The organism is Amycolatopsis sp. NPDC104819, assembly GCF_055583145.1.
On sequence record NZ_JBVJON010000007.1, the window covers coordinates 156,572 to 183,551 of the forward strand.

At 70.5% G+C, this 26,980-nt stretch carries 23 protein-coding genes and 1 tRNA gene; 7 read left to right on the forward strand and 17 right to left on the reverse strand.

The genetic code is table 11. The annotated features are described in order from the left end of the window. Positions 1–158: 158 nt before the first annotated feature. Together ACZ63E_RS23365 and ACZ63E_RS23370 are read left to right on the forward strand one after the other, a co-directional pair. A complete protein-coding gene (locus tag ACZ63E_RS23365) occupies positions 159–1,286 on the forward strand; it encodes an Hsp70 family protein (RefSeq protein ID WP_465338233.1) in 1,128 nt (375 codons plus the stop codon). Beyond that, positions 1,283–3,829: a helix-turn-helix transcriptional regulator gene (locus tag ACZ63E_RS23370; RefSeq protein ID WP_465338234.1), complete on the forward strand. Its 2,547-nt coding sequence runs from the start codon at positions 1,283–1,285 to the stop codon at positions 3,827–3,829. Before ACZ63E_RS23365 ends, ACZ63E_RS23370 begins: the two co-directional genes overlap by 4 nt. Before the next feature lie 4 nt (positions 3,830–3,833). Here the strand turns inward: ACZ63E_RS23370 and ACZ63E_RS23375 are convergent, their stop codons facing one another. Genes ACZ63E_RS23375 through ACZ63E_RS23385 form a run of 3 tightly spaced genes read right to left on the reverse strand, consistent with a single transcriptional unit; the run spans position 3,834 to position 5,784 of the window. Then, positions 3,834–4,577, reverse strand: a complete 744-nt coding sequence (locus tag ACZ63E_RS23375; RefSeq protein WP_465338235.1) for a ferredoxin reductase — start codon at positions 4,575–4,577, stop codon at positions 3,834–3,836. Beyond that, positions 4,547–5,146: a sulfite oxidase-like oxidoreductase gene (locus ACZ63E_RS23380; RefSeq protein WP_465338236.1), complete on the reverse strand. Its 600-nt coding sequence runs from the start codon at positions 5,144–5,146 to the stop codon at positions 4,547–4,549. Before ACZ63E_RS23380 ends, ACZ63E_RS23375 begins: the two co-directional genes overlap by 31 nt. A gap of 29 nt (positions 5,147–5,175) precedes the next feature. Continuing rightward, the gene (locus ACZ63E_RS23385; RefSeq protein WP_465338237.1) at positions 5,176–5,784 is read right to left on the reverse strand and encodes a pentapeptide repeat-containing protein; all 609 of its coding nucleotides are present in this window, start codon (positions 5,782–5,784) and stop codon (positions 5,176–5,178) included. A gap of 46 nt (positions 5,785–5,830) precedes the next feature. Between ACZ63E_RS23385 and ACZ63E_RS23390 the strand changes: the two genes are divergently transcribed. The 3 genes from ACZ63E_RS23390 to ACZ63E_RS23400 all read left to right on the forward strand — a co-directional run bounded on the left by ACZ63E_RS23390 (position 5,831) and on the right by ACZ63E_RS23400 (position 9,124). Further along, entirely contained in the window at positions 5,831–6,730 is a 900-nt protein-coding gene (locus ACZ63E_RS23390; RefSeq protein ID WP_465338238.1) for an ornithine cyclodeaminase family protein, read from the forward strand. Between the two features lie 835 nt (positions 6,731–7,565). Beyond that, positions 7,566–7,820, forward strand: coding sequence for a hypothetical protein (locus ACZ63E_RS23395; protein WP_465311469.1), 255 nt, complete (start codon positions 7,566–7,568; stop codon positions 7,818–7,820). Between the two features lie 491 nt (positions 7,821–8,311). Further along, complete coding sequence (locus ACZ63E_RS23400; RefSeq protein ID WP_465311470.1) at positions 8,312–9,124, forward strand: LmeA family phospholipid-binding protein; 813 nt, start codon at positions 8,312–8,314, stop codon at positions 9,122–9,124. An 83-nt stretch (positions 9,125–9,207) separates the two neighbouring features. Here ACZ63E_RS23400 and ACZ63E_RS23405 read toward each other — a convergent pair whose 3' ends face one another. The 14 genes from ACZ63E_RS23405 to ACZ63E_RS23470 all read right to left on the reverse strand — a co-directional run bounded on the left by ACZ63E_RS23405 (position 9,208) and on the right by ACZ63E_RS23470 (position 25,933). Continuing rightward, entirely contained in the window at positions 9,208–9,774 is a 567-nt protein-coding gene (locus tag ACZ63E_RS23405; RefSeq protein WP_465311471.1) for a hypothetical protein, read from the reverse strand. Then, entirely contained in the window at positions 9,771–11,387 is a 1,617-nt protein-coding gene (locus tag ACZ63E_RS23410) for an extracellular solute-binding protein (protein WP_465338239.1), read from the reverse strand. The genes ACZ63E_RS23405 and ACZ63E_RS23410 overlap by 4 nt, the downstream gene beginning before the upstream one ends. Then, positions 11,384–12,517 (reverse strand): toxic anion resistance protein, encoded by a 1,134-nt coding sequence (locus ACZ63E_RS23415; RefSeq protein WP_465311473.1) that lies wholly within the window; start codon positions 12,515–12,517, stop codon positions 11,384–11,386. The genes ACZ63E_RS23410 and ACZ63E_RS23415 overlap by 4 nt, the downstream gene beginning before the upstream one ends. A gap of 1 nt (position 12,518) precedes the next feature. Then, complete coding sequence (locus ACZ63E_RS23420; RefSeq protein WP_465311474.1) at positions 12,519–13,598, reverse strand: hypothetical protein; 1,080 nt, start codon at positions 13,596–13,598, stop codon at positions 12,519–12,521. A gap of 92 nt (positions 13,599–13,690) precedes the next feature. Then, positions 13,691–14,911, reverse strand: a complete 1,221-nt coding sequence (locus ACZ63E_RS23425) for a carboxylesterase/lipase family protein (RefSeq protein ID WP_465338240.1) — start codon at positions 14,909–14,911, stop codon at positions 13,691–13,693. Next, positions 14,911–16,332 (reverse strand): ATP-binding protein, encoded by a 1,422-nt coding sequence (locus ACZ63E_RS23430; RefSeq protein WP_465338241.1) that lies wholly within the window; start codon positions 16,330–16,332, stop codon positions 14,911–14,913. The genes ACZ63E_RS23425 and ACZ63E_RS23430 overlap by 1 nt, the downstream gene beginning before the upstream one ends. After that, positions 16,329–17,981: an FAD-dependent oxidoreductase gene (locus ACZ63E_RS23435; RefSeq protein ID WP_465338242.1), complete on the reverse strand. Its 1,653-nt coding sequence runs from the start codon at positions 17,979–17,981 to the stop codon at positions 16,329–16,331. The genes ACZ63E_RS23430 and ACZ63E_RS23435 overlap by 4 nt, the downstream gene beginning before the upstream one ends. Positions 17,982–17,991: 10 nt before the next feature. Beyond that, a complete protein-coding gene (locus tag ACZ63E_RS23440; protein ID WP_465338243.1) occupies positions 17,992–18,918 on the reverse strand; it encodes a ribonuclease Z in 927 nt (308 codons plus the stop codon). A 13-nt stretch (positions 18,919–18,931) separates the two neighbouring features. Then, positions 18,932–19,501 carry an HdeD family acid-resistance protein gene (locus ACZ63E_RS23445; protein WP_465338244.1) on the reverse strand — a complete coding sequence of 190 codons (570 nt, stop codon included), beginning with the start codon at positions 19,499–19,501 and terminating at the stop codon, positions 18,932–18,934. Positions 19,502–19,611: 110 nt separating this feature from the next. Then, on the reverse strand, positions 19,612–20,676 hold the full coding sequence (locus tag ACZ63E_RS23450) for an ABC transporter ATP-binding protein (protein WP_465338245.1): 1,065 nt from the start codon (positions 20,674–20,676) through the stop codon (positions 19,612–19,614). Further along, positions 20,676–21,446, reverse strand: a complete 771-nt coding sequence (locus ACZ63E_RS23455) for an ABC transporter permease (protein ID WP_465338246.1) — start codon at positions 21,444–21,446, stop codon at positions 20,676–20,678. Before ACZ63E_RS23455 ends, ACZ63E_RS23450 begins: the two co-directional genes overlap by 1 nt. Continuing rightward, the gene (locus ACZ63E_RS23460) at positions 21,443–22,372 is read right to left on the reverse strand and encodes an ABC transporter permease (protein WP_465338247.1); all 930 of its coding nucleotides are present in this window, start codon (positions 22,370–22,372) and stop codon (positions 21,443–21,445) included. The genes ACZ63E_RS23455 and ACZ63E_RS23460 overlap by 4 nt, the downstream gene beginning before the upstream one ends. A 1-nt stretch (position 22,373) precedes the next feature. Beyond that, a complete protein-coding gene (locus ACZ63E_RS23465) occupies positions 22,374–23,507 on the reverse strand; it encodes an ABC transporter substrate-binding protein (protein WP_465338248.1) in 1,134 nt (377 codons plus the stop codon). Between the two features lie 227 nt (positions 23,508–23,734). Next, on the reverse strand, positions 23,735–25,933 hold the full coding sequence (locus ACZ63E_RS23470; RefSeq protein ID WP_465338249.1) for an RICIN domain-containing protein: 2,199 nt from the start codon (positions 25,931–25,933) through the stop codon (positions 23,735–23,737). Positions 25,934–26,206: 273 nt separating this feature from the next. Here ACZ63E_RS23470 and ACZ63E_RS23475 point away from each other — a divergent pair. Together ACZ63E_RS23475 and ACZ63E_RS23480 are read left to right on the forward strand one after the other, a co-directional pair. Beyond that, positions 26,207–26,279: transfer RNA gene (locus tag ACZ63E_RS23475), tRNA-Ala, on the forward strand. A 358-nt stretch (positions 26,280–26,637) separates the two neighbouring features. Next, positions 26,638–26,958: a helix-turn-helix domain-containing protein gene (locus ACZ63E_RS23480; protein WP_465338250.1), complete on the forward strand. Its 321-nt coding sequence runs from the start codon at positions 26,638–26,640 to the stop codon at positions 26,956–26,958. Positions 26,959–26,980 lie beyond the last annotated feature (22 nt).

Here is a 26,980-nt window from a genome sequence, read left to right on the forward strand (position 1 = left end):
TGTCATCGTTAGGGAGTTAGGGGCTCATCCGAGACGCACTCAGTTGGATTAAATCCTTCCAACCACTTGCTTGACTAACCCGTTTGGGTGAGGATGCCCCGAGCCCTAGGGGGATTTCGATCCCCTGATCGGCCCTGCGAGGTGAGGAGGAAACGCCGTTGTCCTACGTCCTCGGGATCGATGTGGCGCAAGGGCGGACCCACGCCGCGACCTGCCGCCGCCGCGGCCCCGGCTGGGGCGACCCCGAACCCCTCTGGCTGGGCGAGCGGTCCCCGGCCGCGGCGACCGCGCTGTTCCTCGACGACGAGGGGTACCTGCTCACCGGCGACGCGGCCGCGCAGGCGGGCGCCCGGGTGCCGTCCCGGCTGCTCACCGGCTTCCACCGGCGGATCGGCGACGACGTGCCGATGCTCGTCGAAGGCGAGGCGTTCCCGCCCGAGACGCTGACCACCGTGCTCGTCGAAGGCATCGCCGAGCACGCCGCGAACCTGTTCGGCGGCCCGCCGCGCCACCTGGTGCTGACCCACCCCGGGGACTGGGGCACCTACCGCCGTGACGTGCTGCGGCGGGCACTGGCCGACGCCGGGTTCACCGCGGTGACGCTGGTCCCCGGCTCGACCGCCGCGCTCGGCGCACACCTGCCCGTCCCCGGACCCGGCGCGCAGTTCGCCGGGGTCTGCGAGTTCGGCGCCGACGGCGTGCACGTCACGCTGGCCACGGCCGCCGGCGCGGGCGGCTGGCAGCCGGGCGCCACCGCGGAAGGCGTCGCCCCCGCCGCGGCGCTCAGCACGCTGTTCGCCCTTGCGGGCGCGGCGTCGACGTCGCCGAAGGGGCTCGCCGGCGTGGTGTTCTGCGGCGACGTCCCGCCGCACGCGCTGCCGGCCCGGCCGCCGTGCCCGATGTTCGCGGGACCGGTTCCGCCGGCGACCACCGCACTCGGCGCCGCCGCCCTCGCGGCGCTGCGCGCCGACCACCGCGTCACCCCGCAGGAACCCCAGGCCGTCGAGACGACCCTGCTCCCCCAGGTGGACACGCTCAGTGAGCTCGGCGACCGGCCGCCCCGGCCGCCGGTCGACATCACGCCGTTCGAGCTGCCCGAGCGCACCGGCCCGCTGAACCTGTTCCGGCGGCGGCGTCCCCTCGCCGCCGCGATCCTCGTGCTCGCCGCGGCCGTCTCGGCCGTGCTGATCACCCTCACCGCCCGCGAAGCCACCGCCGGCCCCGACACCTCCCCCGCCCCGAGTCACTGCGCCCCCGGCGCCCCCTCCGGTGAAGGTCACTGTTGAACACACTGCTCACGCAGGTCTCCGCGCTTCGCACCGTCCCCGTGCACCCGGCGGCCCGGCAGCTGCTCGACCAGGTCACGGCCGACCCGGCCGCGCCGCTGCGGCTCGCCGTCGTCGCGCCGGGCGGGTACGGCAAAAGCGTGCTGCTCGCCGCGCTCGACCGCCGGTTCCGCGAAGCCGGCGTCCACGCCCTGCTCGTCGACGACGCCGACCGGCTCGGCCCCGACCAGCTCGAGGAGCTGCTCGCCGGCGCGGACGGGCCGATCGTCGTCGCGCACCGGCCGGCCGCGGTGGCGCCCGGCTGGACGCTGTTGCAGCTCGGCCCGCTCGGCGTCGACGAGATCGCCGAGCTGAGCGCGGCCCTGACGGGCTCCCCCGCCGACCCCGCGGCGGCGGCCGAGCTGCACGCCCGCAGCGGCGGCGTGCCGCGGCTGGCCGAACGCGCGGTGCTCGGCCGGCTGGAGGAGTTCCGGCCCGAGCTCGACGAACTGGACGACGACGTCCTGCGCTACCTGATCGCGACCGAGGCGGGCGCGGGCCGCAACCTCGACCTGCTGTGCGCGTTGCTGGACCGCGGCCCCGACGAGCTTCCGGCGATCGTCGACGGCGCCCGCGCGACCGGCCTGCTCGCCCCGGACGACACGCTGCTGCCCCTGGCCGAGACGGCCGTCCGCGATTTCGGACCGCCCGCGCGCCGGTTGACGACGGTGCAGCGGCTGGTCGAGCTGCAGCTGGCGAACGGGCTCCCGGTGCTCGAGCTGGCCCGGTCGCTGCTGGGGACCGGAAGTTCCGGCGCGTCCGCGGCGGCCGCGTTCGCCGCGGCAGCGGGAGAGGCATTGCCGACCGACGCGCGGCTGGCGACGCAGCTGTTCGAAGCCGCGGCCGAGGCGGGCGATCGGTCTTCGGTGGTCACGGCGGGCTGGGCCCGCGCGGCGGCGTTGTCCGGCGATCTCGACACGGCGTTGCGGCTGGGCGACGGAATGCTTGGTGCGGAGGACGCGGAGACCCGCGCGGCCGGAGTGGCGATCGCTGCCACGGTGCTGGCGCATCGCGGGGAGCTGGCGCGGAGTGCGGAGCTGTACCACTGGGCTTCACGCACGATCGACCCTGTTGGCGGCGGCGGTGCCGCTCGCGGTGGCGCTGCTGCCGACCAAGCCGCATTCGGTGGCGCGGGCGGGGTCGCCCCTGGCCAGACTGGCGCGGCCTGGGGCTCCCACGGCGCCGACGGTGCCGCGCCCGGGCGGATCGGTGCGGCCTCCTGGGCCGGGGCCGATGCCTTCGCGGCCATCGCGCTCGTCGGGACCGGCGACCTCGACGGCGCCCGGCGGCTGCTGGACTCCCCCGCCCCCGGGGTCGCGCCGACCTTGTTCGCCGGTGCCGCGACCCGGATGGCCAGCGGCATCGCGGACTCCGTGGCCGGCTGCGCGACCGAGACGTTGTCCACCCTGCTCGGCGCCGCCACCATGCTGGAACCCGCCCTCGGCGGCACCCTGCTGCCCGACAGCCCGGCCGCCCTGGCCGCGCTCGCCGCCGTGCACACCGGTGAACTGGCGCTGGCCGAGTCCGTGCTGAGCCGGGCCTTGGCCGGGCGGACCGGCGGGGACCTGCTCGCCGTGCGGCACCGGCTGCTGCTCGGCTGGGTCGCGATGACCGCCGGTGACCTCGCCAAGGCCGCCGAACACCGCGACGCCGTCGCCGGTCATCGCCTCGAAGCGCGCGACGAGCTGTTCTTCGCGACCCTGGAGCTCGGCCTCGCGCGGCGGGCCAGCGACCTCGTCGGGCTGCAGCGGTCGTGGAACCGCGCCTACCAGGCGTCGATGCGGCAGCAGGTCGACCTCTTCACGCTGCTGCCGCTGGGCGAGCTGGCGATCGCGGCGGCCCGCACCGGCGCGTACGCGAAGCTGGCCGGCCAGCTGGAACGCGCCCACGGCCTGCTGGCCCACCTCGGCGAGCCTCCACTGTGGACGGTCTCGCTGGTCTGGCACGAGCTGCACGCGGCGATCGCGCTGGAAGACACGGAAGCGGCGAAGGCGCACCTAGCTACGTTGACGACACACGCCCACTGCGGTCGTCACCCCAGCGCGCTGGCAACGGCGGCCGAGGGCTGGCTGGCGGTGCTGGGCGGCGCCTTCGCCCCCGACACGATCTCCGCCGCAGCCGCGGAGCTGCACGAGCTCGGGCTGCGCTGGGACGCGTCGAGGCTCGCGGGCCAGGCGGCGATCCGGACGTCCGACCGCAAGGCGATGGTCCAGCTCCTGGAGGCGGCCCGCCAGTTCCAGGGCACGGCCGCCCGCCGCGACGCCGGCACCACCGAGCCCGCGGCGGCCGGCACCGGGCTGGCGGCGCTGAGCGAGCGCGAGCTCGAAGTGGCGCGGCTGGTCGTCGACGGACTGACCTACAAGCAGGCGGGCAGCAAGCTGTTCATCTCGGGCAAGACGGTCGAGCACCACATGGCCCGCATCCGCGGCAAGCTCGGCGCGGCGGACCGGCGCGAGCTGCTCTCGACGCTCCGCGAGCTCCTGTCCCGGCCCGAGGCGCAATAGCCCGTCAGTCGCGGCTGGGCCCGAACCGTTCCGTGCGGATGCGGTGCGGGTCGTGGCCGAGGGCGACCAGGATGTCCGCGACCGTCTCGACAAAACTCGTCGGGCCGCAGACGAAGGACGACGCGCCGAACTCGGCCGGCCAGCCCGCGGTGTTGAGCGTGGCGACGTCGATGCGTCGCGGAATGCCCGGCCGGCCTCCGGGCAGCTCGCGCGTGTAGACGTACGTGACGTCGAGGCCCGCGATCGGCGTCCGCAGCTCGTCGGCGTAGTACTGCTCGGCCGGGGTGCGCAGCGAGTAGATCAGCTTGAACGGCGTGCGGACGCCGGCCGCGCGCCGGGCGCGGACCATCGCCATCAGCGGCACGATGCCCGAACCGCCGGCGACGAGCAGCACCGGCGCCGGGTCCGTCGGCCGCCAGACGAACCAGCCGCCGACCGGCCCGCGGATTTCGATCGGGTCCCCGACCGCGTACGGCCCGGTGAGGTGCTCGGAGACTTCGCCGTCGGCGACGCGCTGCACGGTGATTTCGACCCGGTCACCGTCGGCGGGCGCGGCGAGCGAGTAGCTGCGCTGCGCGCGGTAGCCGTCGGCGGCGGTGAGCCGGACGTCGACGTGCTGTCCCGCGAGGTGCCCCGGCCAGCCGGGCAGGTCGAAGAGGAGCGTGCGGGCCGTCGGCGTCTCGTCGCGGAAGCCGGCCAGGCGGGCGACCCGCCAGGCTAGTCGCCCTGATACCGCTGTTCGCGCCATGGATCCCCGTAGTCGTGGTAACCGACGTTCTCCCAGAAACCCGGCTCGTCCCGGGACTTCAGCTCGAGCCCGCGCACCCACTTCGCCGACTTCCAGAAGTACAAGTGCGGCACGAGCAGCCGCGCCGGGCCGCCGTGCTCGGGTGTCAGTGGCTTGCCCGCGTACTCGTAGGCGATCCAGGCCTGGCCGTCGAGCAGGTCGGCCAGCGGCAGGTTCGTGGTGTACCCGCCGTAGGAGTGCACCATGACGTAGTCGGCCATCGTGTCGAGCCCGCCGACGAGCGTGTCCACCGCGACGCCGCGCCACCGGGTGTCCAGTTTGGACCACTGGGTGACGCAGTGGATATCCACTGTGGGCTTCTCGCTCGGCAGGGCCATCAGCTCGGCCCAGCTCCAGGCGTGCTTTTCCCCGGTCTCGGTGGTGACGGTGAACTCCCACGTCTCGGTGCGCACGCGCGGCGTCGGCCCCGCGGAGAGCACGGGGAAGTCCTCGGCCAGGTACTGCCCGGGTGGCAGGCGCGGGTTGCCGCTGCGGGCGCGGCCGCGGAAACCCGGTGTCACGACGCCCATGCGGCCTCCTCACTGCCTTCTGCGGCAGCCTACGCCCGGACGTGCAGCCCGAGCGACGTGACGAGCACCGCAGCCTGTTCGGGTGACACGATCGCGCCGGCCAGGTCGGCGTTCACCGGATCGAGCGCCGAAAGGTCACTACCCCGCAGGTCGGCACGAGCCAGCTTGACGGCGTGCAGCATCGCCCCGGACAGGTCGACGTCGGCGAACACGGCGTCGGCGCAGTTCGCCCCGGTGAGGTCGGCCTCCCGCATCCGCACCTGGTGGAAGGCGGCCGCCCGCAGGTCGGCGCCCGGCAGCCCGGCGAACGACCAGTCGCCCCCGGTGACCCGCAGCGGACGCAGCTCGCACTCGCCGAACGTCGCGCCGACGAGCTTGCACCCGGTGAACTCGGCGTCGAAGAAGTTGCACCGTTTGAAGGAGCAGCCGGTGAAGGCCGTGTCCACGTGCCGGGACGCGTTGAAGCGGACGTTGCCGAAGGTGCAGTCGGTGAACACCGAGTTCCGGGTGACCGCCTCCGAGAAGTCGACCTCGAGGAACTCGCACCGCACGTAGTGCCGCCCGGTGATCTCCTCCTCGTACCGGTCGTCGCGGACGAACCGCTGCTCCTCGACGGGATCTTGCGTGGCTTCGGGCACCCCGCCAGGCTAGCGGCAGATGCCCGCTCCCGAAGGGACCCCGCGCATGCTCGACGCCCAGGCCGTCCGGGCCGCCGTACCGATGCCCGCCGCGGTCGAGGCGGTGCGCGAGGCGTTCGTCGACCTCGCCGCCGGCCGTTTCGAGGTGCCCCAACGGTTGTCTTTCGGCGGCGGCACGACGTTGGTGATGAGCGCCTGCCACACCCCGACGTCGACCACGGTCGTCAAGACCCTCAACCTGGTCCCCGGTCGTGCCCCGATGATCCTGGGCACGCTGGTGTGGAACACGGCCGAGGGCCAGGTCGTCGCGGACGCGATCGAGGTGACGACACTGCGCACGGGTGCGGCTTCGGGCGTCGCGACAGATCTGCTGGCACCGCCGGACGCGCACCGGCTTGCGCTGTTGGGTACTGGGGCCCAGGCGGCGGACCAGGTTCGTGCGGTGGTGGCGGTTCGTCCGGTGGACCGGGTGGCGGTGTACGGGCGAGATTTGGCTCGGGCGCGGGCTTTTGCGGGTCGGTTGGGTTCGGAGTTTCCTGCTTTGGCGGTGCGGGTTGCTTCTTCCGCGTCGGATGCTGTGTCGGACGCTGAGATCGTTTGTTGTGCTACGTCGTCTTCGGTGCCTCTTTTTGCTGTGGATGCTTTGCCTGAACGGGTTCATGTCAATGCGATCGGGTCTTATCTGCCTTCCATGCGGGAGCTTCCTGCGGAGTTGTTGGCTACCGCTGGGTGTGTGGTGGTGGATCAGGTGGGGGCTGTGCTTGAGGAGGCCGGTGAGGTGATTCATGCGGTGGATACGGGGCTTCTTTCTCGGGGGGATCTGGTTGAGCTTGGTGATGCGTTGGGGGCTCCGCCGGAGGTGAGTGGGCGGACGGTTTTCAAGTCTGTGGGGCTTGCGGTGCAGGACTGGGCTGTGGCTCGGTTGCTGGGGGCTGTGGGCGGGTAGGTGGTGGGCGGTTTGGTCTCGCGGGGCGGCTCACGCCGCTGCTCGCGATTGGGCGATCCGGTCGGGAGCCGTTTCGCCGGGCTCGCGACCGCGCAAGCTGGTTGAGCCCGGCTGAGCAGGCCTCCGGCGGTGGGGTCGCGCCCACGGGCTGGACTGCTCGCTCGACCTGTCGCCCGGTTGCCGTTGCCGTTGCCGTTGCCGCGAGCGTGGCGATCGGCCGATTCGGGCGGGCGGTCCGTGCGATCGAGCTTGGAACTCGCGCAGCCGAGGCCCGTACTCGCGTGATCGGGGCCAGAGTTCGCGTGTTTGCAGGCGTGACTCGCGTGATCGAGGCCGGAACTCGCGTAATCAGGGCCGTGACTCGCGTGATCAGAGCCGCGACTCGCGTGCTTGGGGCCGGGACTCGCGTGATTGGAGCCGGAACTCACCGGATCAGGTGGGCATCGACCGTGACTGAGCGGGCATCACGCGTGACTAAGAGGGCACCAGCCGTGATTAGGCGGGCATCTCGCGTGACTGGAGGGGCATCACACGTGATCGAGGAGCCGACACCTGTGACTGGAGGGGCGACACGCGTGATTGAAAGGTCGACACACGTGATTGGAGGGTCGACACGGCTGGTTGGGCAGGTTTGGGGAGTGGTGGGCGGGGTGAAGGCGGGAGGGGGATGGAGGGGTGACGGAGGGGGTGTGCGGGGTGTGGCGGAGGGGTGGCGGAGAGCAACGGGAGCGGCCGAACGGCGCAATCTCGGGCTTGAAGCGTTTGATCGGTCACCCGATCCGGGAATTTTGCGGGCATGTCTCCTTGGCGAACCACCACCAGACGGAACACGGCCGTGCGGGTCATCACGGCGATCGGCGCGATCTTCGCGGGGATCGAAGTCCTTTACATGATCATGGTGCTCGCCGGTGCCAACGCCGGCAACGCCTTCTTCGCCTTCATCAAGTCGCTTGCGGTTCCTCTCGCCTTGTTCTGGCCGGGCCTGTTCCCGGTGGACAGCCCCAGCCTGGCCGTCATCCTCGACTTCGGTCTGGCTGCGGTGTTCTGGCTGGTCGTGACCGGCATCATCGCCCGCTTCGCCGGACGGTGACCGACGACGGACCACCTGCCGTTTCCGTCCACGGTGTCCCGCAGCGACACCTCAGCCGGTCGGCGACGGCAGGTGGTCCGACACACGGTTACCCCTGGCCGTTGTGCTCTGGCTGGTCGTGACAGACCACCTGCCGTTGCCGTCCACGGTGTCCCGCAGCGACACCCCAGTCGGTCGGCGACGGCGGGTGGTTCGACGCATGTCCGCCGCCCGCCTCGCTGGGCGGTGACCGACGACAGACAACCCGTCGCGGCCAACCGCAGCACTCTGCGGCGATGCCCCACCGGTCAGCGACGGCAGGCGGTCCGACACGGACCACCGTCGCGGCCAACCGCGGTGTTCTGTGGCGATACCCGCCGGTCAGCGATGGCAGGTGGTCCGACATGTAGCTGGAGCGTTCCGGCTGGGTCGTCACCCACTTCGCTGGGCGGTGACCGGTGGCGGGACACCCGGCTTCGCGGTTGGGGGTGGCTTTCGGCGACACTGGACGGATGAGCGACGGCAGGTGGTTCGAAGGCTGGTCGCCCTGGCCTGAGCTGGCTGGGCTGGCCGCGGCCGGGCGTTCGCTTTTTCCGAACGTTCCCGTCACGCCCGCCGCCTTGGTGCGGACCGTCACCGAGCAGCTTGTCGGGCGGCGGCTGACCGCGAAGGTGGACGACCGGGAGGTCGGCCTCACCCTCACCGAACTCGACTACCCCGCCGACAGCCTCCGGCTGGCCACCGGCCGGGTTGGTGACGTCCGGATCGTCGCCGAGGACGTCGACTGGCCCGAGCCCGATGGTGGCAGCATTCCGCTGCGCCGGGTCACCGTGCTCGCCGAAGACGTCCGGCTCCGCTCCCTACCCACGCCGGCCGCCAAGCCCGCCCGCGTGGAACTGCGGATCACGGTCTCCGCGGACGTGCTGCGCGAACGGGTGGCGAAGGTGCGCCCCGGGATCGTGGCCGCTCCGGCGGACAGCGGGCTGCTCCAGATCCACTGGGCCAAGCGGCCGCAATGGGGTTACCTGACCCTCGAAGCCCAGGTGGCCGACGACGCCGTGGTGCTCGTGCCCCGGACCCTCCACATCGGACAGCGAGAGCTCCGCCCGCCGAAGCGCTTCCGGCCCATCGTGCTGCCGCTGCCGGAACTTCCGCCGGGCATAAAGCTGACGAAGGTCGAGCCACGGCACGACGAGCTCGTGTTGCACACCGTGGCCGAGGAATGGCCGGAACGGCTTTCCCGCATCCCCCTGCCGGACCTGCTGAGCTGGCTGACCACCGCAGCGATGACCCTGACCCTGCCGAACCTCGGTGCGCGTTCATGACTTCCCCTCCCTGGTGAGCCGGACACCGACCACGTTACTCGAACGCGCGTTCGAACATCATCACTCACAAGGGTAGAGCGACCTCAGACGTCCCGGTCCCGCAGATACCGCGTGTGGTCGGCCTGCCGGTCGACGTCCGCGGAGTAAAACCGCTCGGCCACCCGATGCGCCTCGGCCTCCAGCAAACCCAGCTGTGCCACCAGTTCCTCACCCGCCCCCGCCCGCCGCGACGCGAACCACCACGGCAGGTTCAGATAACTTTCCAGTGACAGCGGCAGATCCGTCCCGGCGAGCCGCGTGACGGAGTGCTGCAGATCGGGATCGGCGGCGAGCCGCGCGGGCCGGGAAAGCAGATCCACCAGCACTTCGGCGATCCGCCGCACGGTGTCCACAGTAGACGCAGGCATCCGCGAAGCCTGCGCGGAAACCGAAGCCACCAGGGCGTCCAGGGACTGCCGCAGCTCGACGGACCGGTCCGGCACCAGCCGGACCTTCTCCCCCGGCGCGAGCAGCGCACCCACCAGGTACAACGCCACCACGACGAACGGCCAGAACCAGCCGACCACCCCGGTCAGGTACAGCACCACACCCAGCAGCCCGCCGACGCAGCCGGCGAGGTTCTTGGTCGACCCCAGATAACGCAGCATCATTGGTACCCGCGGATCTCCTGGAACACGCTCGACAGCTGGACCTTCCGCGCGTCGAACACCTTGCCGCCGGTCTGCGTGGCGACCTGCGTCAGCTCGTCGCTGCTGCCCTCGCCGAACAGCACGGTGAACACCGGCACCTGCTTCATCGCCGCCGGCAGCGAGCCGAACGACGCCTGGAAGTCCGGCAGCGCCGAGCCGTTCGCGTTCTCGCCGTCGGTCATCAGGACGATCGAGGTGAACCGGTCCGGGTCGCGCGCCGCCAGCGGTTCGAGCACCCGGTAGGCCTCGGTGAGGCTGTCGTAGATCGCCGTGCCGCCGCGCGCGTTGAGCCCTTCGGCGAACGCCTTGATCTTGTCCAGCTCGCCCTGCGGGTTCTGCTCCGGCACGGTGAACGTCGACGCCGCCGAAGGGTGCGTGTTGAACGGCAGCATCGTCACCTCCTCCCGGCTCCGGAACCGCCGGTACCGCCCGGTGAGCGAGTTGTCCGCGCCGGTCAGCCCGACGAGCGCCGTCCGCAGCGCGTCGATCCGGTCACCCTCCATCGAACCCGACGTGTCGAGCACGTACAAGGTCCGCGACGGCCGCCGGATCTTGTCGAAGTACGCGGAAAGCAGCGCGTCGACGGCCTGCTGCGTCCCCGGGAACGGCAGCTCGACGAGGTCACGCTGCGCGAACTGCGGCCCCAGCGCCACCCCGGGCACCACCGGCCGCCGCTGCGTGGTGTCCATGATCTTCTTCTGGACGTCGGGCGTGCGCAGGTAGTCGGAGAGCCGCTGGTGCGCCGAGCGGGCATCGTCCCCCGCGGAAGCGAGCAGCGTCAGCGGGTAGTCCGCGGTGACGACGCCGTCGCTCGGATAGATCAGCTTCAGCGGCTCCGGCAGCTTCCCGGACGCGTTCGCCGACAGCAGCACGGACTCGTAGTTGATCAGCCCGTCGACCTTCTGTCCCGGGTCCTGGCCGGTCGCGCGCCGTGTGTACGCGTCCGACAGCCAGCCCGAAGACCCCGCCGAAAGCGCCTGGGCGCTGAAGAACTGCGTCAGCTGCGGAGTCACCGCGGCGATCTGCTGCGCGTCGATGGCGTTGCCCGCCCCCGCGAGCGCCGACGCGACGCCGACCAGCGCCGAGAACCCGGAGTTCGACGCCGACGGGTCCGTCATCCCGTAGCTGAACGCCTTCTTCCCCGCCTGCGCGGCGATCTCGCCCCAGCTGACCGGCTTCCCCGCCCAGCCGAGCCGCTGCACGACGGAAGAAGCCAGCCCCAGCACCACCGGCGAGCTCATGATCTTGACCTGGTTCCCGAGCCGCTTCGCCGCTTCGGGAATGCCCGCGGGATAACGGTTCGAAGAGAACCAGACGGCGTCGTACTTGCCGTCTACACTGCCGTTCGCCAGCGCTTCGGCGCCCTCCAAGGTCCCGGTGAAGGTGAACTTGACCTTGACCCCGGTGGCCTTCTCGGCCTCGTCGAGCACCGGCTGCATGTCCGCTAGCTCGCTGCCCGCGAGGATCCGGAGCGTGCCCGGCTCGGGGTCGCCCAGCGGCGCCGACGTGTCAGAGCCCGAACAGCCGGCCAGCAGCACGGCGCAGAGAACGAACGCCCCCAGCTTCTTGATCACAGTTCCCCCTCGTGCGAACGGCGCAGGTGGTCTTCGGCCCGCCGGATCTCGCCGGACAGCGACTCGACCGTGGTCGCCATGCTGCGGACGGCGTCCGCGCGGAAGCCGTCGATCGCGTCGATCGAGGCGTAGATCCGGTCGAACGACGCGCGGATCGTCTCGGTCGCGACCGCCGGGTCGCTGCTCGCCTTGCGGATCTCGGCGGACTGCAGGTCCAGCAGCTCGGTGTTGGCGCGGATCAGCCCGTCGGTGGTCGCCTGCAGCGCCGCGACCTCGTCGAGGACGTCTCGCTGGCTCGCCAGGGCCCCGCTGACCAGCAGCGCGACCCGCAACGCGGACACGGTGGTCGACACCGCCCGCTCGACCCCGCGGATCAGCTCGTCGTTGTTCTTGCGCACCAGGTCCAGCGCGAGGTAACCCTGGGCGCTGACCGCGAGCTGGGTCAGCAGGTCCTGGTGCCGCTGCCGGATCGGGTACAGCACGTCGCCCCGCAACGCGTTGGCGCGCGCGGGATCCGTGAAGTCGAAGACGCCGGCCTGGGTCTCGACGGCGCCGTCGACGGCCTCGGCGAAGGCGGCCGCCTCGGCGAGCTTCCCCATCACCTTCCACAGCCGCTCGCGCTCACCCTTGATCGCGGCGTTGTCGCGGCGCAGCACGTCCTGACGGCCCCGGAGGTCGACGACCAGCGCGTTGACCGGCTCGTTCGCCGCCCGGTAGCGGTCCAGCGCGCGCTTCGCCCCGGCCGCGACCGGGAACATCCCGAGCAGCTTCCGCCCGGTCAGCGGCAGCTTCGCCGGGTCCAGCTCGGCGACCGTGCGGCGCAGGCTGGTCAGGCTCGTCGTGACGTGTTCCTGCGGGGACGCGGTGAGCGCCCGGCTGGTCCGGTCCAGCATCGAGCCGGCGACGCCGGCCGCGGCCCGCATGTCGGCCTCGCCGACGGCCAGCAGCTCGTCGAGGAGGTCGGTGAACTCCGGCGACTTGACGTCCAGCGCTTCCAGGCGAGCCGTGAACTTCTCGGCGCGAGCGGTGATTTCCGACCGCGTGTCGTCGCCGAGCGTGATGAGCCCGGCCACGCGCTCGGCGGGGATCGGGGTGACCGGCTCGGGCGGGGTGAGGGTGAACTCGTCCATGTCAGTACTGCTTGCCGACGGCGTCGAGCAGCCGCTCGAGCGTCTCGAACGACGGCGGTTCGACGGCGTCCACCAGGTCGGCGGGCGCGTGCGCCTTCGCGGCGACGTCGGCGAACAGCTTCGGGTCGTTCGTGCGGAACCCGAAGGTCGCGGCGAGCTTCCCGAGCTCGGGGTCGGTCGAGAGCAGCTGCCCGACCTTGTCGCCGTCACCCGAGAGCGGGACGAGCGTGTGCTTGGAGTACACGGTCGGTGCGGTGTAGAGCATCCGCATGTCCGGCCGGATCGAGCCGTCGCCGCGCACGACCCGGTCGACGAACTGCGACTCGTAGATCAGCGCGAGCGGCGTCTTGCCCATGCCCGCGGACAGGTAGTCCTCGAACGGCCCCTCGGTGCTGTTCTGCGTGTACCCCTGGTCGAGGAACAGCTTCGACACCGCCGGCAGCACCTTCGCCTCCTGGTCGGGCGTGCTGACGACGGTGTTCCCGTTGGCCACGAAGGAAACGATCGACAGGTACATCGCCGCGGAGTTCGACTCGCGCGGGTCGGTGGTCGTGACCAGGACGTTCTTGCGCGCCGGGTAGGCGGTGTTGCCGGGCAGCTGGTCCCAGCGCGTGCCCGCCTTCGCGAGGTCGAGGTACTTCGTGATGTCGAGGACGTCGTAGTCGCCCGCGCCCTTGTGCACCACGCCGTTCGCCTTCAGCAGCGCGACGATCGGCTCGAAGCTGGCGATCGCCATCGGCGACTGGAACGGCGTGTACACCGTGGTCACCTTGCGGTCGCGCTGGATCTTCTGCGCCGCGGGCGACGACGACGGGAACGCGAAGGCGTACTTCCCGAGGTCGACGGCCGTCGCGATCTGCCGCGACCCGGCCGTGTCGACCTCGACCTTCAGGCCGTGGCGGGCGAAGGCGTCGACGACGCGCTGGTCGGTGAAGAAGGCTTGCTTCTCCGAACCGATGACCCCGCGCACGGTGGTGAGGTCACCGCCTTGCGCTGAGTCGTCACCGCGGCCCCAGATGATCACGGCGACGACGGCCAGCAGCAGCACCACGGCCAACCCGATGGACACCTGGCGTTTCACTGTCACTCCCCTCGACGGCCAAATCCTCTACGGCCTTCGACTCGTTTGACGCGCGAACGAGCCAGTTCGAAGTGAACGGCAAATGAACAGTGTCACGCCACGGGGAACCAGGTGCCCGACACCCATTCCGTGTCGCCCCAAGCCTTTCGCTCTTCGGCCCGTGGGTCGAGCACCAGGTCCGTGTCTTCCCGGAAAACCATGACCGGACGCAGCTCCGGACCGTAGGGCGGCCACTCCGGGCCGTCCGCCGACGCGACGCCGTCGTGCACGAACCGCACCCAGCAGCGGTGGATCAGCAACGCCGCGCGCTCGCGGGCCGGGTTCACGTCGGTCGCCTCGGCGTAGAGCGGCAACGGTGTCTTCCACGCCATCGTCGTTTCGGTGCCGTGGCCGCCGTCGAGCTGTTCGGGCACGCCGGGCGCGGCGATGTCGATGCGGTAGCGGTAGACGGGCGCGTGCGCGGACTGCGCGTCGGCGAGGCGCTGCGTCGGGATGCCGTAGCGCTCGTCACCCATTGCGGCGATCTTCGCCGACTTGAGATCCGGCACGCGGCGCAGGTACGTCTGGAGGAGGTGCGCAGAACCCTGGTCACCGAGAACACGAGCGAGGACGTCGCTCGCGGGCGCGGTCGCGACGTCGTCGCCGAGCATCATCGCGTAGGTGCTGCCGCTGCTGCTGATCGCCTGCGCGAACAACCCGGCGCCGAGCGGGCTGCCCATCAGGTTCCCGATGCTCTTCGCGCCCGCCGAGACGCCGTAGACGGTGATCCGCGCGGGGTCACCGCCGAACGCGGAAACGTTGCGGCGCACCCACTTCAGGGCCTCGACCTGGTCGAGGAAGCCGCACACCCCGGCGTCGGCTTCGGCCTCGCCGAAGATCCCGGCGAGGTGCAGGAAGCCGAGCGAACCGAGGCGGTAGTTGATCGTGACGACGACGATCCCGGCGCGCGCGAACTCCTCGCCGTCACCGAGCTGCTCGCCGTGGCCGACGCGGTAGCCGCCGCCGTGCAGCCAGAACAGCACCGGCCACCCGCCCTCGGGCGCCGGGCCTTCCGGGGTGCAGACGTTGAGGTACAGGCAGTCCTCGTCGCAGACGGCGGACGGGTTCATCGGGTCCGGCGACTGCATCGCGTGCGGCCCGTACTCCGTCGCGACGTGCACGCCGCCCGAGAGCGACGGCGGCCGCGGCGCCTTCCACCGCAGCTCGCCGACCGGCGGGCGGGCGTACGGGATCCCGCGCCAGACGCGGACGCCGTCCCCCGCCAGCCCCACCAGCGCCCCGAGCTCGGTCGTGACCGTCGGGACGGAAACCATCAGAGCGAGGCCTGCTCGACCGTCGGCAGGCAGACCTCGAACCGGGTGGTCCCGGGTTCGGACTCGACCCGCAGGTCACCCTGGTGCCGCTCGACGACGATCTTGAACGAGATGTCCAGGCCCAGCCCGGTGCCCTCGCCGACCGCCTTCGTGGTGAAGAACGGCTCGAAGATCCGCGGCTTGATCTCGTCCGGGATGCCCGGGCCGGTGTCGCCGATCTCGACGCGCACCTGGTCGTCGACGCGCCACGTGCGCAGCGTCAGCGTGCCCTCACCGCCCATCGCGCCCAGCGCGTTGTCGATGATGTTCGTCCAGACCTGGTTCAGCTCGGCCGGGTACGCCGGGATCTTCGGCAGGTCGCGGTCGTACTCCTTGACCACGCGGACGCCGTCGCCGATCTTGCCGGCGAGCATGACGAGCGTGGAGTCGAGGCCGTCGTGGACGTCGATCCACTGGTGCGGCGCCCGGTCCATCTGCGAGTACTGCTTGGCCTTGCCGACCAGCGCGGAGATGCGGTTGGTCGAGTCCTCGATCTCGCCCATCAGCATCTCGGTCTCGAGCGCGTAGGCGAGCCAGCGGACGGCGCCGTCGAGGAAGGTGTCGCCGACCGACTCCAGGACGTTGTCCATGTCCGGCGCGGTCAGCCCGGCGCGGACGTAGATGTCGGCCAGGTCCCAGCCGCCGTCGACGCCGTGGTCCTCGAACCAGTCGCCGATCTCGTCCTCGCGGTCCGACTGCTGCATCGCGGTCAGCTTCGGGGCCTGCGCGACCTGCTTGACGAGCCGTTCCTGGACGTCGATGAGCATGTCGAGCAGCTCGGGGTCGATGTCCTTCTTCGCCAGGTAGGCGAGCTTGTGCCGCATCCCGGCGACCCGTTCGCGCAGCGCGGACGTCGCCCGGACGGCGGCCGCGGCCGGGTTGTTCAGCTCGTGCGTCAGGCCGGCCGAGAGCTCACCGAGCGCCAGCAGACGGCGGCGGGAGCCGATCACCGTGTCGCTGTTGCGCCAGCCGAGGTACATGCCCTCGAGCAGGTGCGTCGCCATCGGGAACCACTTGCGGAACTCGACGGAGAACTCCTGCGACGGCAGCGCCAGGAAGGTGACGTCGGACAGCGCGCGCACCGAAGCGCCGTAGCGGTGGTCGGTGTCCTGGTGTACGAAGAACTGCGTCGCGCCGAAGTAGGCGCCGCGCTGGTCGGACCGGTTGGTCTCCACCTCGGTGCCGCTGACCAGCCGCGTCATCCGGATCGCGCCGGTGAGCAGGACGTAGAAGCAGGTGGCCTCGTCGCCTTCGCGGATGACGACGGTGTCGCCCTCGTACTCTTCGAGCACGGCGTTGGCGGCGATCCAGTCGAGCTGGGCCTCGGAAAGGTGTTCGAACAGGAAGAGGCCGCGAAGCTCTTCCCGCGGCAGTGCGCTCATTGTTCCTCCAGGTACCGGTGTACCAGCGTCACGGCCATCGCGCCCTCGCCGACCGCGGACGCCACCCGCTTGACCGACTGCGACCGCACGTCACCGGCCACGAACACGCCGGGGATCGACGACTCGAGGTAGTGCGGATCACGGTCGAGCGACCAGCCGGCCGGCCGCTGGCCGTTCGCCGTCAGGTCGGGGCCGGTGCAGACGAAGCCGTGGTCGTCGCGGTGGATGCCGTCGCCGAGCCAGTCGGTGCGCGGGGCCGCGCCGATGAAGATGAACAGGTGGCCGGTCTCCACCGTCTCGGTGACGCCGTTCTCGCACAGCGTCAGCCGCTCGAGGTGGCCGTCGCCGTGGACCTGCTTGACCGTGGTGTGCGTGCGGACGTGGATGTTCCCGATGCCGGCGATCTGCTCGATCAGGTAGTGCGACATCGACGCCTCCAGCGACGAGCCGCGCACGAGGATCGTGACGTCGCTGGCGTGCCGGGAGAAGAACACCGCGGCCTGCCCGGCGGAGTTGGCGCCGCCGACGATGTAGACGTGCTCACCCTTGCACTCGGGCGCCTCGGTCGCGGCCGAGCCGTAGTAGACGCCGCGGCCGGAGAGCTCCTCGATGCCTTCGGCCTCCAGCGCGCGGTAGGTGACGCCGCTGGCGAGGATCACCGAGTGCGCGGCGATCTCACTGCCGTCGCCGAAGGTGATAACCCGCGAGGAGCCGCGGGCCTCCAGGCCGACGACGTCGCGGGCGGTCAGCACCTCGGCGCCGAACTTCTGCGCCTGGCGCCGCGCCCGGTCGGTCAGCTGCGCGCCGGAGACGCCGTCGGGGAAGCCGAGGTAGTTCTCGATCCGCGAACTGGTGCCGGCCTGGCCACCGGTGGCCTTCTTCTCGACGAGCACGGTCCGCAGGCCTTCGGACGCGCCGTAGACCGCGGCGCCGAGCCCGGCCGGGCCGCCGCCGATCACCACGAGGTCGTAGAACTCCTGCGCCGGGCGGGTCGACAAGCCCACCGCGTCCGCGATCTCGCTGCCGCTGGGCTGCTTGAGCACGGTGCCGTCGGGGGTGACGACCACCGGGATGTCGGCTTCGGCGGCGTCCGCGGCCTGCAGGATCCGCTTGCCTTCGTCATCCTCGACCGAGTACCAGCGGTACGGGACGGCGTTGCGCGCGAGGAAGTCACGCAGGTGGAACGACGGCGAGTTGTAGCGGTGGCCGATGAGCTTGACCTCTTCGACCGGCTTGTCGCCGACCGCGCGCCAGGTCTCGACCAGCGCGTCGATCACCGGGTAGAGCTTCTCCTCCGGCGGGTCCCACGGCTTGAGCAGGTAGTGGTCGACGTCGACGACGTTGATCGCCTGGATCGCGGCGTCGGTGTCGGCGTAGGCGGTCAGCAGGGCGCGGCGGGCGTGCGGGAACAGGTCCATCGCCTTCTCGAGGAAGGCGATGCCGTCCATCTGCGGCATCCGGTAGTCGGCGAGGATCGCGGCCACGGCGTCGCCGCGCAGCTTGATCTCGCGCAGCGCTTCGAGCGCGTCCATGCCGGAGTCGGCACGGATGACGCGGTAGTCCTTCCCGTAGCGCCGGCGCAGGTCTCGGGCGACCGAGCGGGACACGGCGGGATCGTCGTCGACGGTCATCAGGATCGGCTGGCTCACGAGATGCAGCCTACGGCGCGGGGCGCCCGGCTGGGGAGGACCGCCGTTTCGGGACCTGGACCCGCTCCAGGTCCGCGGCCACCACGATCTCCCCGTCGAACTCGGCGCGCGCCTCCGCCAGGAACCGCGCCGGGTCGGGGTAGCGCTGCGAAAAGTGGGTCAGGACGAGCTGCCGGACACCGGACTCGGCGGCGACACGGGCGGCCTGCCGCGCGGTCAGGTGCCCGAAGTCGCGGGCGAGGTTCGTGTCCTCGGCGAGGAAGGTCGACTCGATCACGAGCATGTCGGCGTTTTCGCTCAGGGCGTAGACGGCGTCGCAGAGGCGGGTGTCCATGACAAACGCGAACCGCTGGCCGCGGCGCGGGACGCTGACGTCGTCGAGGCCGGTGTCACCGAGACGGCCCTCCCGCTGCAGCCGGCCGACGTCCGGGCCGGTGATGCCCCGTTCGCGCAGCCGCTCGGGCAGCATGGTGCGGCCGTCCGGCTCGGTCAGCCGGTAGCCGAACGCCTCGACGGGGTGGCTCAGCCGTCGCGCCTCGAGGGTGAGCTTCCCGGTGGCGATCGGGCCGTCTTCGGCGATGGGGTGTTCCCGCAGGTCGGCGGTCTCGTAGAACGCCGTCGCGTGCCGCATCCGCTCGAAGTAGTGCGCGCCGGACGCCGGGAAGTGGGCATGGACGGGATGCTTCACCTTGTCCAGCGACAGGCGCTGGATCACGCCGGAGAGGCCGAGGCTGTGGTCGCCGTGGAAGTGCGTGACGCAGATCCGGGTGACGTCGGTGGCGGCGACGCCGGCCCGGAGCATCTGGCGCTGGGTGCCTTCGCCGGGGTCGAAGAGGATGCCTTCGCCGTCCCAGCGGAGGAGGTAACCGTTCTGGTTGCGGTGGCGCGTGGGCACCTGGCTCGCGGTGCCCAGCACCACCAGTTCGCGGGTCGACACACCCGCACGCTACTCACGCGGCGGGTGTGGTGTCCCCGAGTTTGCGCAGCCGGAACGCCAGCACGAGCAGCATGATCCCGTAGAGGAGCGCGTAGATCCCGACGAGCAGCGCGATGCCGTACGCGCCGGCGATCGGGTTGATCACGATGAGGATCCCGGCGAGCACGGAGAGCGCCCCGGCGGCGATGAGGAACGCCTCGCCCTCGATCTGCTTGCGCAGCCGGATCGCGGCGACGATCTCGGCGCCTCCGGTGATGATCGCCCAGAACCCGACGAAGAGCGCGAGCAGCAGGACCGTCAGCCCCGGCCACACGAGGACGACGATTCCGGCGATGATGCCGAGCGCGCCGAGGATCCCGTAGGCGGCGCGGTGGGCGCCGTCCCCCGGCCGGAAGGCCTGCATGAGCCCGCCGATGCCGTCCACGATCGCGTACACGCCGTAGAGGATGGCCAGCACCAGCACGGTGGCGCCCGGCCAGACGAGGGCGAAGATCCCGAACAGGACGGCGAGCACCCCGCGGACGGCGGCGAGGGGCCACGCCTGGCGTGGTTCGACGACGGAGAAGGCCGTGAAGGAGGTCATGAGTCGCTCCTCTGGGTGTCAGGGAGCCCCAGTATCGCGACAAAAGTCCCGGTCGGCGCGGTTCACCACCCGTTCGGGCCACGGTCCACTGTGGCCCGAACGGGGACGGCTCAGGCGTCCGCCGCCAGCAGCACCGGGCGGCGGCCGAAGCCGATGGCCGCCGCGCTGCCCGGAAGCAGTTCCGCGGCCGCGACGCTCGGCAGGTCGGCGAGCACGGCGGTGCCGTCCGGCAGGACCGCGGTGAGCCGGGTGACCGCGCCGCGGAAGCTGTGGTCGGTGATCCGGGCCGGGCCGCCGACGGCCGCTTCGAGCGTCACCGACTCGGGGCGGACGAGCACACGCACGGCCGCGCCGTCCGGGCGCTCCCCCGGCTCGGCCAGCTTCAGCCGCTGCCCGGCGACGTCGACCTCGGCGCCGCCGCCGGTGACCGTGCCCGCGAGGTGGTTCATCGTGCCGACGAACTCCGCGACGAACGCCGTCGCCGGACGCGCGTACAACGCGGCCGGGGTGTCGCACTGCTCCAGGCGGCCGGATTTCATGACGCCGACGCGGTCCGCGATGGACAGCGCTTCCTCCTGGTCGTGCGTGACGAACAGCGTCGTGATGCCGACCCGCAGCTGCAGCCGCCGGATCTCGTCCCGGAGCTGGGTGCGGACCTGGGCGTCGAGCGCGGACAGCGGCTCGTCGAGCAGCAGCACGCGCGGCTCGATGGCCAGCGCCCGGGCGAGCGCGACCCGCTGCTGCTGGCCGCCGGAGAGCTGGTGCGGGTAGCGCTTGGCGTGGGTGTCCAAGCCGACCAGCTCCAGCAGCTCCTGCGCCCGCTTCTGCCGGGTGGCCGTGCCCTGGCCGCGCAGCCGCAGGCCGAACGCGACGTTGTCCTGGACCGTCAAGTTCGGGAACAGGCTGTAGGCCTGGAACACCATGCCCATGTCGCGCTTGTTCGCCGGCACGCCGACGACGTCGGAGCCGTCGACGAGCACCTCGCCGGAGTCGACCTGCTCCAGTCCGGCGAGCACGCGCAACGCCGTCGTCTTGCCGCAGCCGGACGGGCCGAGCAGGGCGACCAGCTCGCCCGGCTCGATCAGCAGGTTCAGGCCGTCGAGGGCGCGGACCTCGCCGAATTCGCGGCGCAGGCCCCGGAACTCGACGGAGGCGCCGGTCTTGGTTTCGATCATCAGGCGATTCCTCGCTCGAGCCGGCGGCGACCCGCCACCACGGACAGGACGAACAGCAACAGGAAGGCGACGAACAGGCTGAACAGCGACACCGCGACCGACACCCCGGCCTCGGACTGTCCGGTTTGGACCGTCCACACGGGAAAGGTGTCCATCAGCAGGATGCTGGCCAGGGTGTATTCGCCGAGCACCAGGGCCAGGTTGAGGAAGGCCGCGCCGAACACCGCGCTGCGGATGTTGGGCACGATCACTCGCAGCAGCACAGTTCCCCAACCCGCGCCGAGACTACGCGCGGCCTCGACCAGCGTCGGCAGCGCGATCGCCTGCAGGCCCGCGTCGAGCGTGCGGTAGGTGAACGGCAGCGCGAGGACGACGTACTCGAGCACGAGGATGACCGGCGTCCCGTTGATCACCTCGGGCGCGTCGGCGAACACCACGAGCACGCCGTTGACCAGCACGATCGGCGGGATGACCAGCGGCAGCAGGCTGATCCCCTCCATCAGCCGGCGCAGCTTGGGCTTGCGCAGGTGCACCCAGCTGACCGTCGGGACCATGATCAGCAGGGTCAGCGCGACGGTGCCGGCGGCGACCCACAACGACGTCCCGAGGGTCTCGAACAGGCCCGGCTCGTCGAGCAGCTTGCCCCAGGAGGCGAAGCTGTGCGTGTTGTTGACGTCGCGGAGGCTGAACTCGACCGACGCGGCCATCGGCACCATGAAGTACAGCCCGAACAGGGTGAGGATCGTCCAGCGGCCCCATTTGTTCGTCATCCGAGCCACCTCGACGCGCGCCGCTGCATCCACGAGTAGAACGCCATCACGACTGCGACCACGACGATCATGCCGAGGCCGAGCGCCTTCCCGAGGTTCTGCTGGTCGGCGACGACGTTGCCGGAGACGAGCGAGCCGATCTGGATCGGGACCAGCGGGATGATGCCGGTGGTCAGCGCGTACGCCGTGGCGTAGGCGGAGAACGCGTTCGCGAACAGCAGCAGCGTCGAGGCCAGGAACGGCGGCAGCAGCACCGGGACGGCGATGAGCCGGAAGTACTGCGCGCGCGTCGCACCGAGGTTCTCCGCCGCCTCGCGCCATTGCGCGCGCATGCCCTCCAGCGCCGGGGTGAACACGATGACCATCAACGGGATCTGGAAGTAGACGTAGACGATCGCGATGCCGGTGAAGCTGAACAGGCTGAACCCGGACGCGTAGAGGTCCAGGCCGATCCCGGTCAGCGCCTTGGTGACGATGCCGATGCTGCCGAGCGTCGCGATGAACGCGAACGCCAGCGGCACGCCGCCGAAGTTGGCGAGCACCCCCGCCGCGCTGGAGACGACCTTGCGCAGGAGACCGTCCGGTTTGGACCCGAGCACGGCGTGCGCGAGCAGCGCGCCGAGCACGGCGCCCAGGACGGCGGTCAGCGCGGACAGCTCGATCGACGTCACGAACGAGCGGCCGAACTGGTCCTTGAAGGCCGCGTCGAGGTTGTCGGTGGTGAACGCGCCGTTGTTGTCTTGGAAGGCGCCGACCGCGACCATCACCACCGGCGCGCCGAGGAAAACGCCGGTGTAGGCGAGGAAGGGGACCAGGCCGAGGTGGCCGGTCACCGCCTTGAGCAGGCGCCGCGCGAACCCGGGGCGCACGGGCACGGCGGCGGGCGTGGTCGCGCCCGCCGCCGTGGTGAGGGTTTCGGCCGTCACGTCAGCCGACGGCCTTCGCCCACTCGTCCGCGACGACCTTCTTGGCCGCGTCGATCTGGTCGTTGGTCGGGAACTTCGTCTCGCCCGGGATCTGCGGCAGGGCCGCGAGCGACGTCTTGTCCGCGGTGCCCGCCGACTCCATCTTCGGCAGCCGCGCCGGGCGCGAAAGGCCCTTCAGGAAGAGGTTCTGACCCTCGTCGGAGAACAGGAACTCCTGCCACAGCCGCGCGGCGGCCGGGTGCGGGGCGGTCTTGCTGACGGCCTGGCAGTAGAAGTTCGAGTAGACGCCGTCGGCCGGGACCGCGACCTTCCAGTCGACCTTGCCCTCGAGCTTCTTCGCGTAACCGGCCTGGAGGTAGTCCCAGTCCAGCGTGATCGGGGTCTGGCCGCTCTCCACGGTGGCCGCGCTGGCCTGCACCGGGATGAAGTTGCCGGACTTCTTGAGGTCACCGAAGTAGGTGATGCCGGGCTTGATGTCGGCGAACGAACCGCCGTTGCCCAGCGCCGCGGCGTAGACGCCGGCGAACGCCGCGCCCGCCTTCGTCGGGTCGCCGTTGAGGGCGATCTTGCCCGCGTACTCGGGCTTCTTCAGGTCGGCGAAGGACTTCGGCGGGTTCGTGACCTTCTTGGCGTCGTAGCCGATGGAGATGTAGCCGCCGTAGTCGTTGACCCACTGGCCGTCGGCGTCCTTCTGGTTGTCCGGGATGTCGCCGAAGGTCGCGACCTTGTAGGGCGCGAGCAGGCCGTCCTGGGCCGCGGTCAGCGCGAAGGCGCCGCCGAGGTCGAGCACGTCGGGGGCGCGGTCCTGGCCCTTGAGCTGCTTGACGGCGTTGACCTCGTCCTGGCTCGACCCCTCGGGGTTCGCCTCGGTGACCTTGAGGCCGTACTTCTTCTTGAAGGCGTCGAGCAGCTCGCCGTAGTTCGCCCAGTCGTGCGGGAGGGCGATGACGTTGAGCGTGCCCTCCTTCTTGGCCGCCTCGACCAGCTTGTCCATGCCGCCGAGGTCGGCGGCGGACTTCGCCGTCGCCGCCCCGCTCGCGGAGTCCTTGGTGTCGCCGGAAGCGCCACTGCAGGCGGTGGCTACGAGGGCGGCCGCGGCGACCGCCGCGGTGAGCGCCACAAAACGTCTGTTCACTTGCTGCGTCCTCCGTTGCCCGGGTGGGTGTCCGGAGCGAACGGTTCACGAACGAGGTGAACGATCTTGGTCTGGAGCGTGAATACGTACATCCGTACGCATGCACGTTCCGTGATCACACTGTTGGCGGTTGCCCACTACCCTGACCAGCGGGTTTCTGCGGAGGAATTCACGAAGCGTGAGGACCGGCGTGCGCCGCGGCCGCCACCACGGCGCACGCCGGTTGATCAGGGGTAGCTCACCAGGTTGGACGGCCGGGTGCCGTCCGGGGTGATGTCACCGGTGTTGTTGATGACGTGGTTGATCCGGCCCTGGGTGCCCAGCGAGACGGTCACCATGTCGTGGAACCGGACGTTCGGGGTGGTCGGCGCCTCGAACGCGTGCGCGGCGACGACCGAGGGGTTGGTGCTGAAGAAGCAGTAGCTGCCCAGCCCCCACGCCTCGTGACTGGTGACGTTCGGGCCCACCTTGTACGCGGAGTAACCCTGCGTGGACCCGTTCATCCACCCGGCCTGGTTCGGCACGTCGTAGGGCATCTCGTTCTGGAAGAAGTAGGTCCGGCCGCCGTTGCCGTTCCAGACGACCTGCGTCTTCTGGTAGTGCTCGACGAACAGGCCGTACATCGTCACGTTGTTGCCGTTGACCGTGAGCCCGGTGTCGGCCGTGTTGGTGTTCCAGCCGACCGTGCCGCCGTTGCCGTGGTCGGCGCGCCAGATCCACATGTGGTCGCCGATCACGTTGTTGCTGTTCACCACCAGGCTGGTGGTCGCCTTGCCGACGGTCGCGCCGCCGATCCGGAAGAACACGTCGTGCAGCGACGTCGGGTCCGCCGAGTGGTCGGCGGTCGAGCCGGCCTGGCCGACCTGCATGAGCGTGGTCGAGTTGGTCGTGCCCGCGTCGACCAGCAGACCGGCGACCTTGACGCCGTTGACGTCGTCGACGTTCATCGCGGTCACGCCGCCGTCCGGCACCAGCGTGGCGATGCCGAGCCCGAGCACGACGGTGTCCGGCCGGGTGACGTGCAGCGCCTGGTTCAGGTGGTAGACACCCGGCGTGACCAGCAGGTTCTTGCCCGCGGCCAGTGCGGCGTTCATGTCCGCGGCGCTCGCGCCCGGCTTGGCGATGTAGAACTGGTCGATCGGGATCGACGAGCCGGGAGCGGTGCCGTTCGCCCAGGTCGTGCCCGCGGCGTTGGTCTTCACGCTCGGGACGAAAACCTGGTAGTTGCCGGCGTTGTCGATGTAGAGGAACGGCTTCTCGCGCGTGACCGGCGTCGTGTTGACGGTCGTGTACGGCGGCGACGGGAACGTGTTCTGCGGGGCGCCCTGCACGCCGGCGAAGACCATGTTCCAGTTCGAGCCGTTCCAGCTGCCGAACTGCGAGTTGCGCGAGATCCACTGCTGCTGCGAGCCGGAGCGGACCTGGCCGTCGATCTTGGAGTCGGAGATCCAGCCGCCGCTGGCCCAGCCACCGTCGTCGAGCTGCAGGTCGCCGCGGACGTGCATGCGTCGGTACGGCGCGGCCTGGCTGACCGCCCAGCGGTCGGTGCCGCCGGTCGGGTTGACCGAAAGGTTCTCGGCGCTGCGCCAGAAGTTCTGCGTCGCGTTCTGCGGCGGGAACCAGTCGGCCTCGACGTGCACGGCGCCGTTGATCGTCACGGCGTCCGGGCTGAGCCCGAGGCCGAGGACCTGCGTGTAGAAGCCGACGTTCACGTCGTTGGAGTACGTGCCCGGCTTGAACATCACGGCGTAGCGCTGGCTGCCGAACTGGTTGGTTTCCTGCTGGCTGAAGATGCTGTTGAGCCGGCTCTGGATGCTCGAGCTGGACATCGAAGGGTCGAAGATCACGACGTTCGGGCCGAGGTCCGGTTGACCGGAGGTCGGCGGAGTTGTGCCACCCACGGGGTTCAGTGTGAAGGACTGGGCGGTCGTGCCGTTACAGGCATACTGCTGGAGTTGCACGGAGTCGGCGACGGAGGCCCCCGGGACGTCGAGACACTTCCCGCTGTTGCGGCTGACGAAGTGGTACCGGCCGTTCCCCTCGTCGACGGCCTGCCACTGCTGGTTGGCGCCGTTCGAGTAGGTCCACAGCTGGATCAGGCCGCCGTCGGCGGTGGAGACGTTGCTGACGTCCCAGGCCGCGGCCGGGTTGCCCCGGGTGTTCACCCGGTAGTAGCCGTCTCCGGTCGAGGAGAACTGCCACTCCTGCGAAGCGGTCTGGTTGCAGGAGTACTGCTGCACAGCGGTCCCGTTCCCGGTCCCGGCAGCCCGCGCATCCACGCACTTCCCGCTGTTCACGGCGGCGACCGTGTACCACCCGTCCGGGGTGATCGCGGCCTGCGCCGCCGGAGCCGCCACCGCGACCGCGCTTCCGACCAGGACGAACGCTGCGGAGAGCAGCGTCATCACCCGCCGTCTCGTCTTCATTCGAAACCTCCTCCGCCGCACGCGCGGCGTCCTTCGAGCAGGAAACGACAGAGGCGTGCCCGGTCTTGAAGACGCGGCGTAACGGGCGGGGACCTCGGCGTCACAACCGCGCAAAATGTAACGGCGACCACACCCGGAGTCAATACACGACTAAAAATAAGGTATAAAGCTGCAGGTCGGAGGCTTGTTGGTCCAGTGGGCACCCCCGCGTCGAGGCCTGCGGAGCGCCGTGTAGTGTATGGCCATACGAGATGCGGAGTTCACCTTCGCCTCGGGGCTATGGCGCAGCTGGTAGCGCACCTCACTGGCAGTGAGGGGGTCAGGGGTTCGAGTCCCCTTAGCTCCACAGTGACGAAACACCGCCCACCGGATCCAAAGATCCAGGTAGGGCGGTTTTTTCGTTGTGGCGGATCTTGAGTTTTGTCGAGAATAAGTTGAGCTACCGGCTAGTAGCTGGGGCAAAACTGGGGCACCGGCCCAAGAGCGGCGAAATGGGGTCACGAAAAGTGCCCCAGTAGCGTCCCCCGGACAGGTGGACGCCAAAGGTTCTTTGCGCGCGCCTTCGTGCCACCGGCGGCAAGCTCAGCTCCGTCGCCGAGTCTCGTCCCGAAGCGTTTCGCCGTGCATCACCGCAGTCCTGTCTCCTCCACTGCGGCTGGACGGAGTTAGCAGCGACCACGACCCGTCGCTCACTTCGAGGCGCCATGCAGACCAACGATGAAGCCCTCCGGCAACCTGCCGCTGCGGAACTCGGGCTACCGAAGCACGCCCAACCCGCCGACTCCTCCACCAGTGAGACGGGCCGGCTTCTCTACACGCCGGCAGCCGCGGCCGAGCGACTGACCGTCGGCGAGTCCTGGCTCCGCCGCAAAGCCGGCCAGCGCCTCATCCCCTGCACCTTCGTCGGCAAACACCTGCGCTTCTCCGAAGCCAACCTCCACGCCATCATCGCCGCCGGCCACCGCGGACCGCGCAACCGCGACCAGACCGGCCGCCCCGGACGCCGACGTCGCACCCGTCGCTGACACCCGTTCCGGTACCACGACG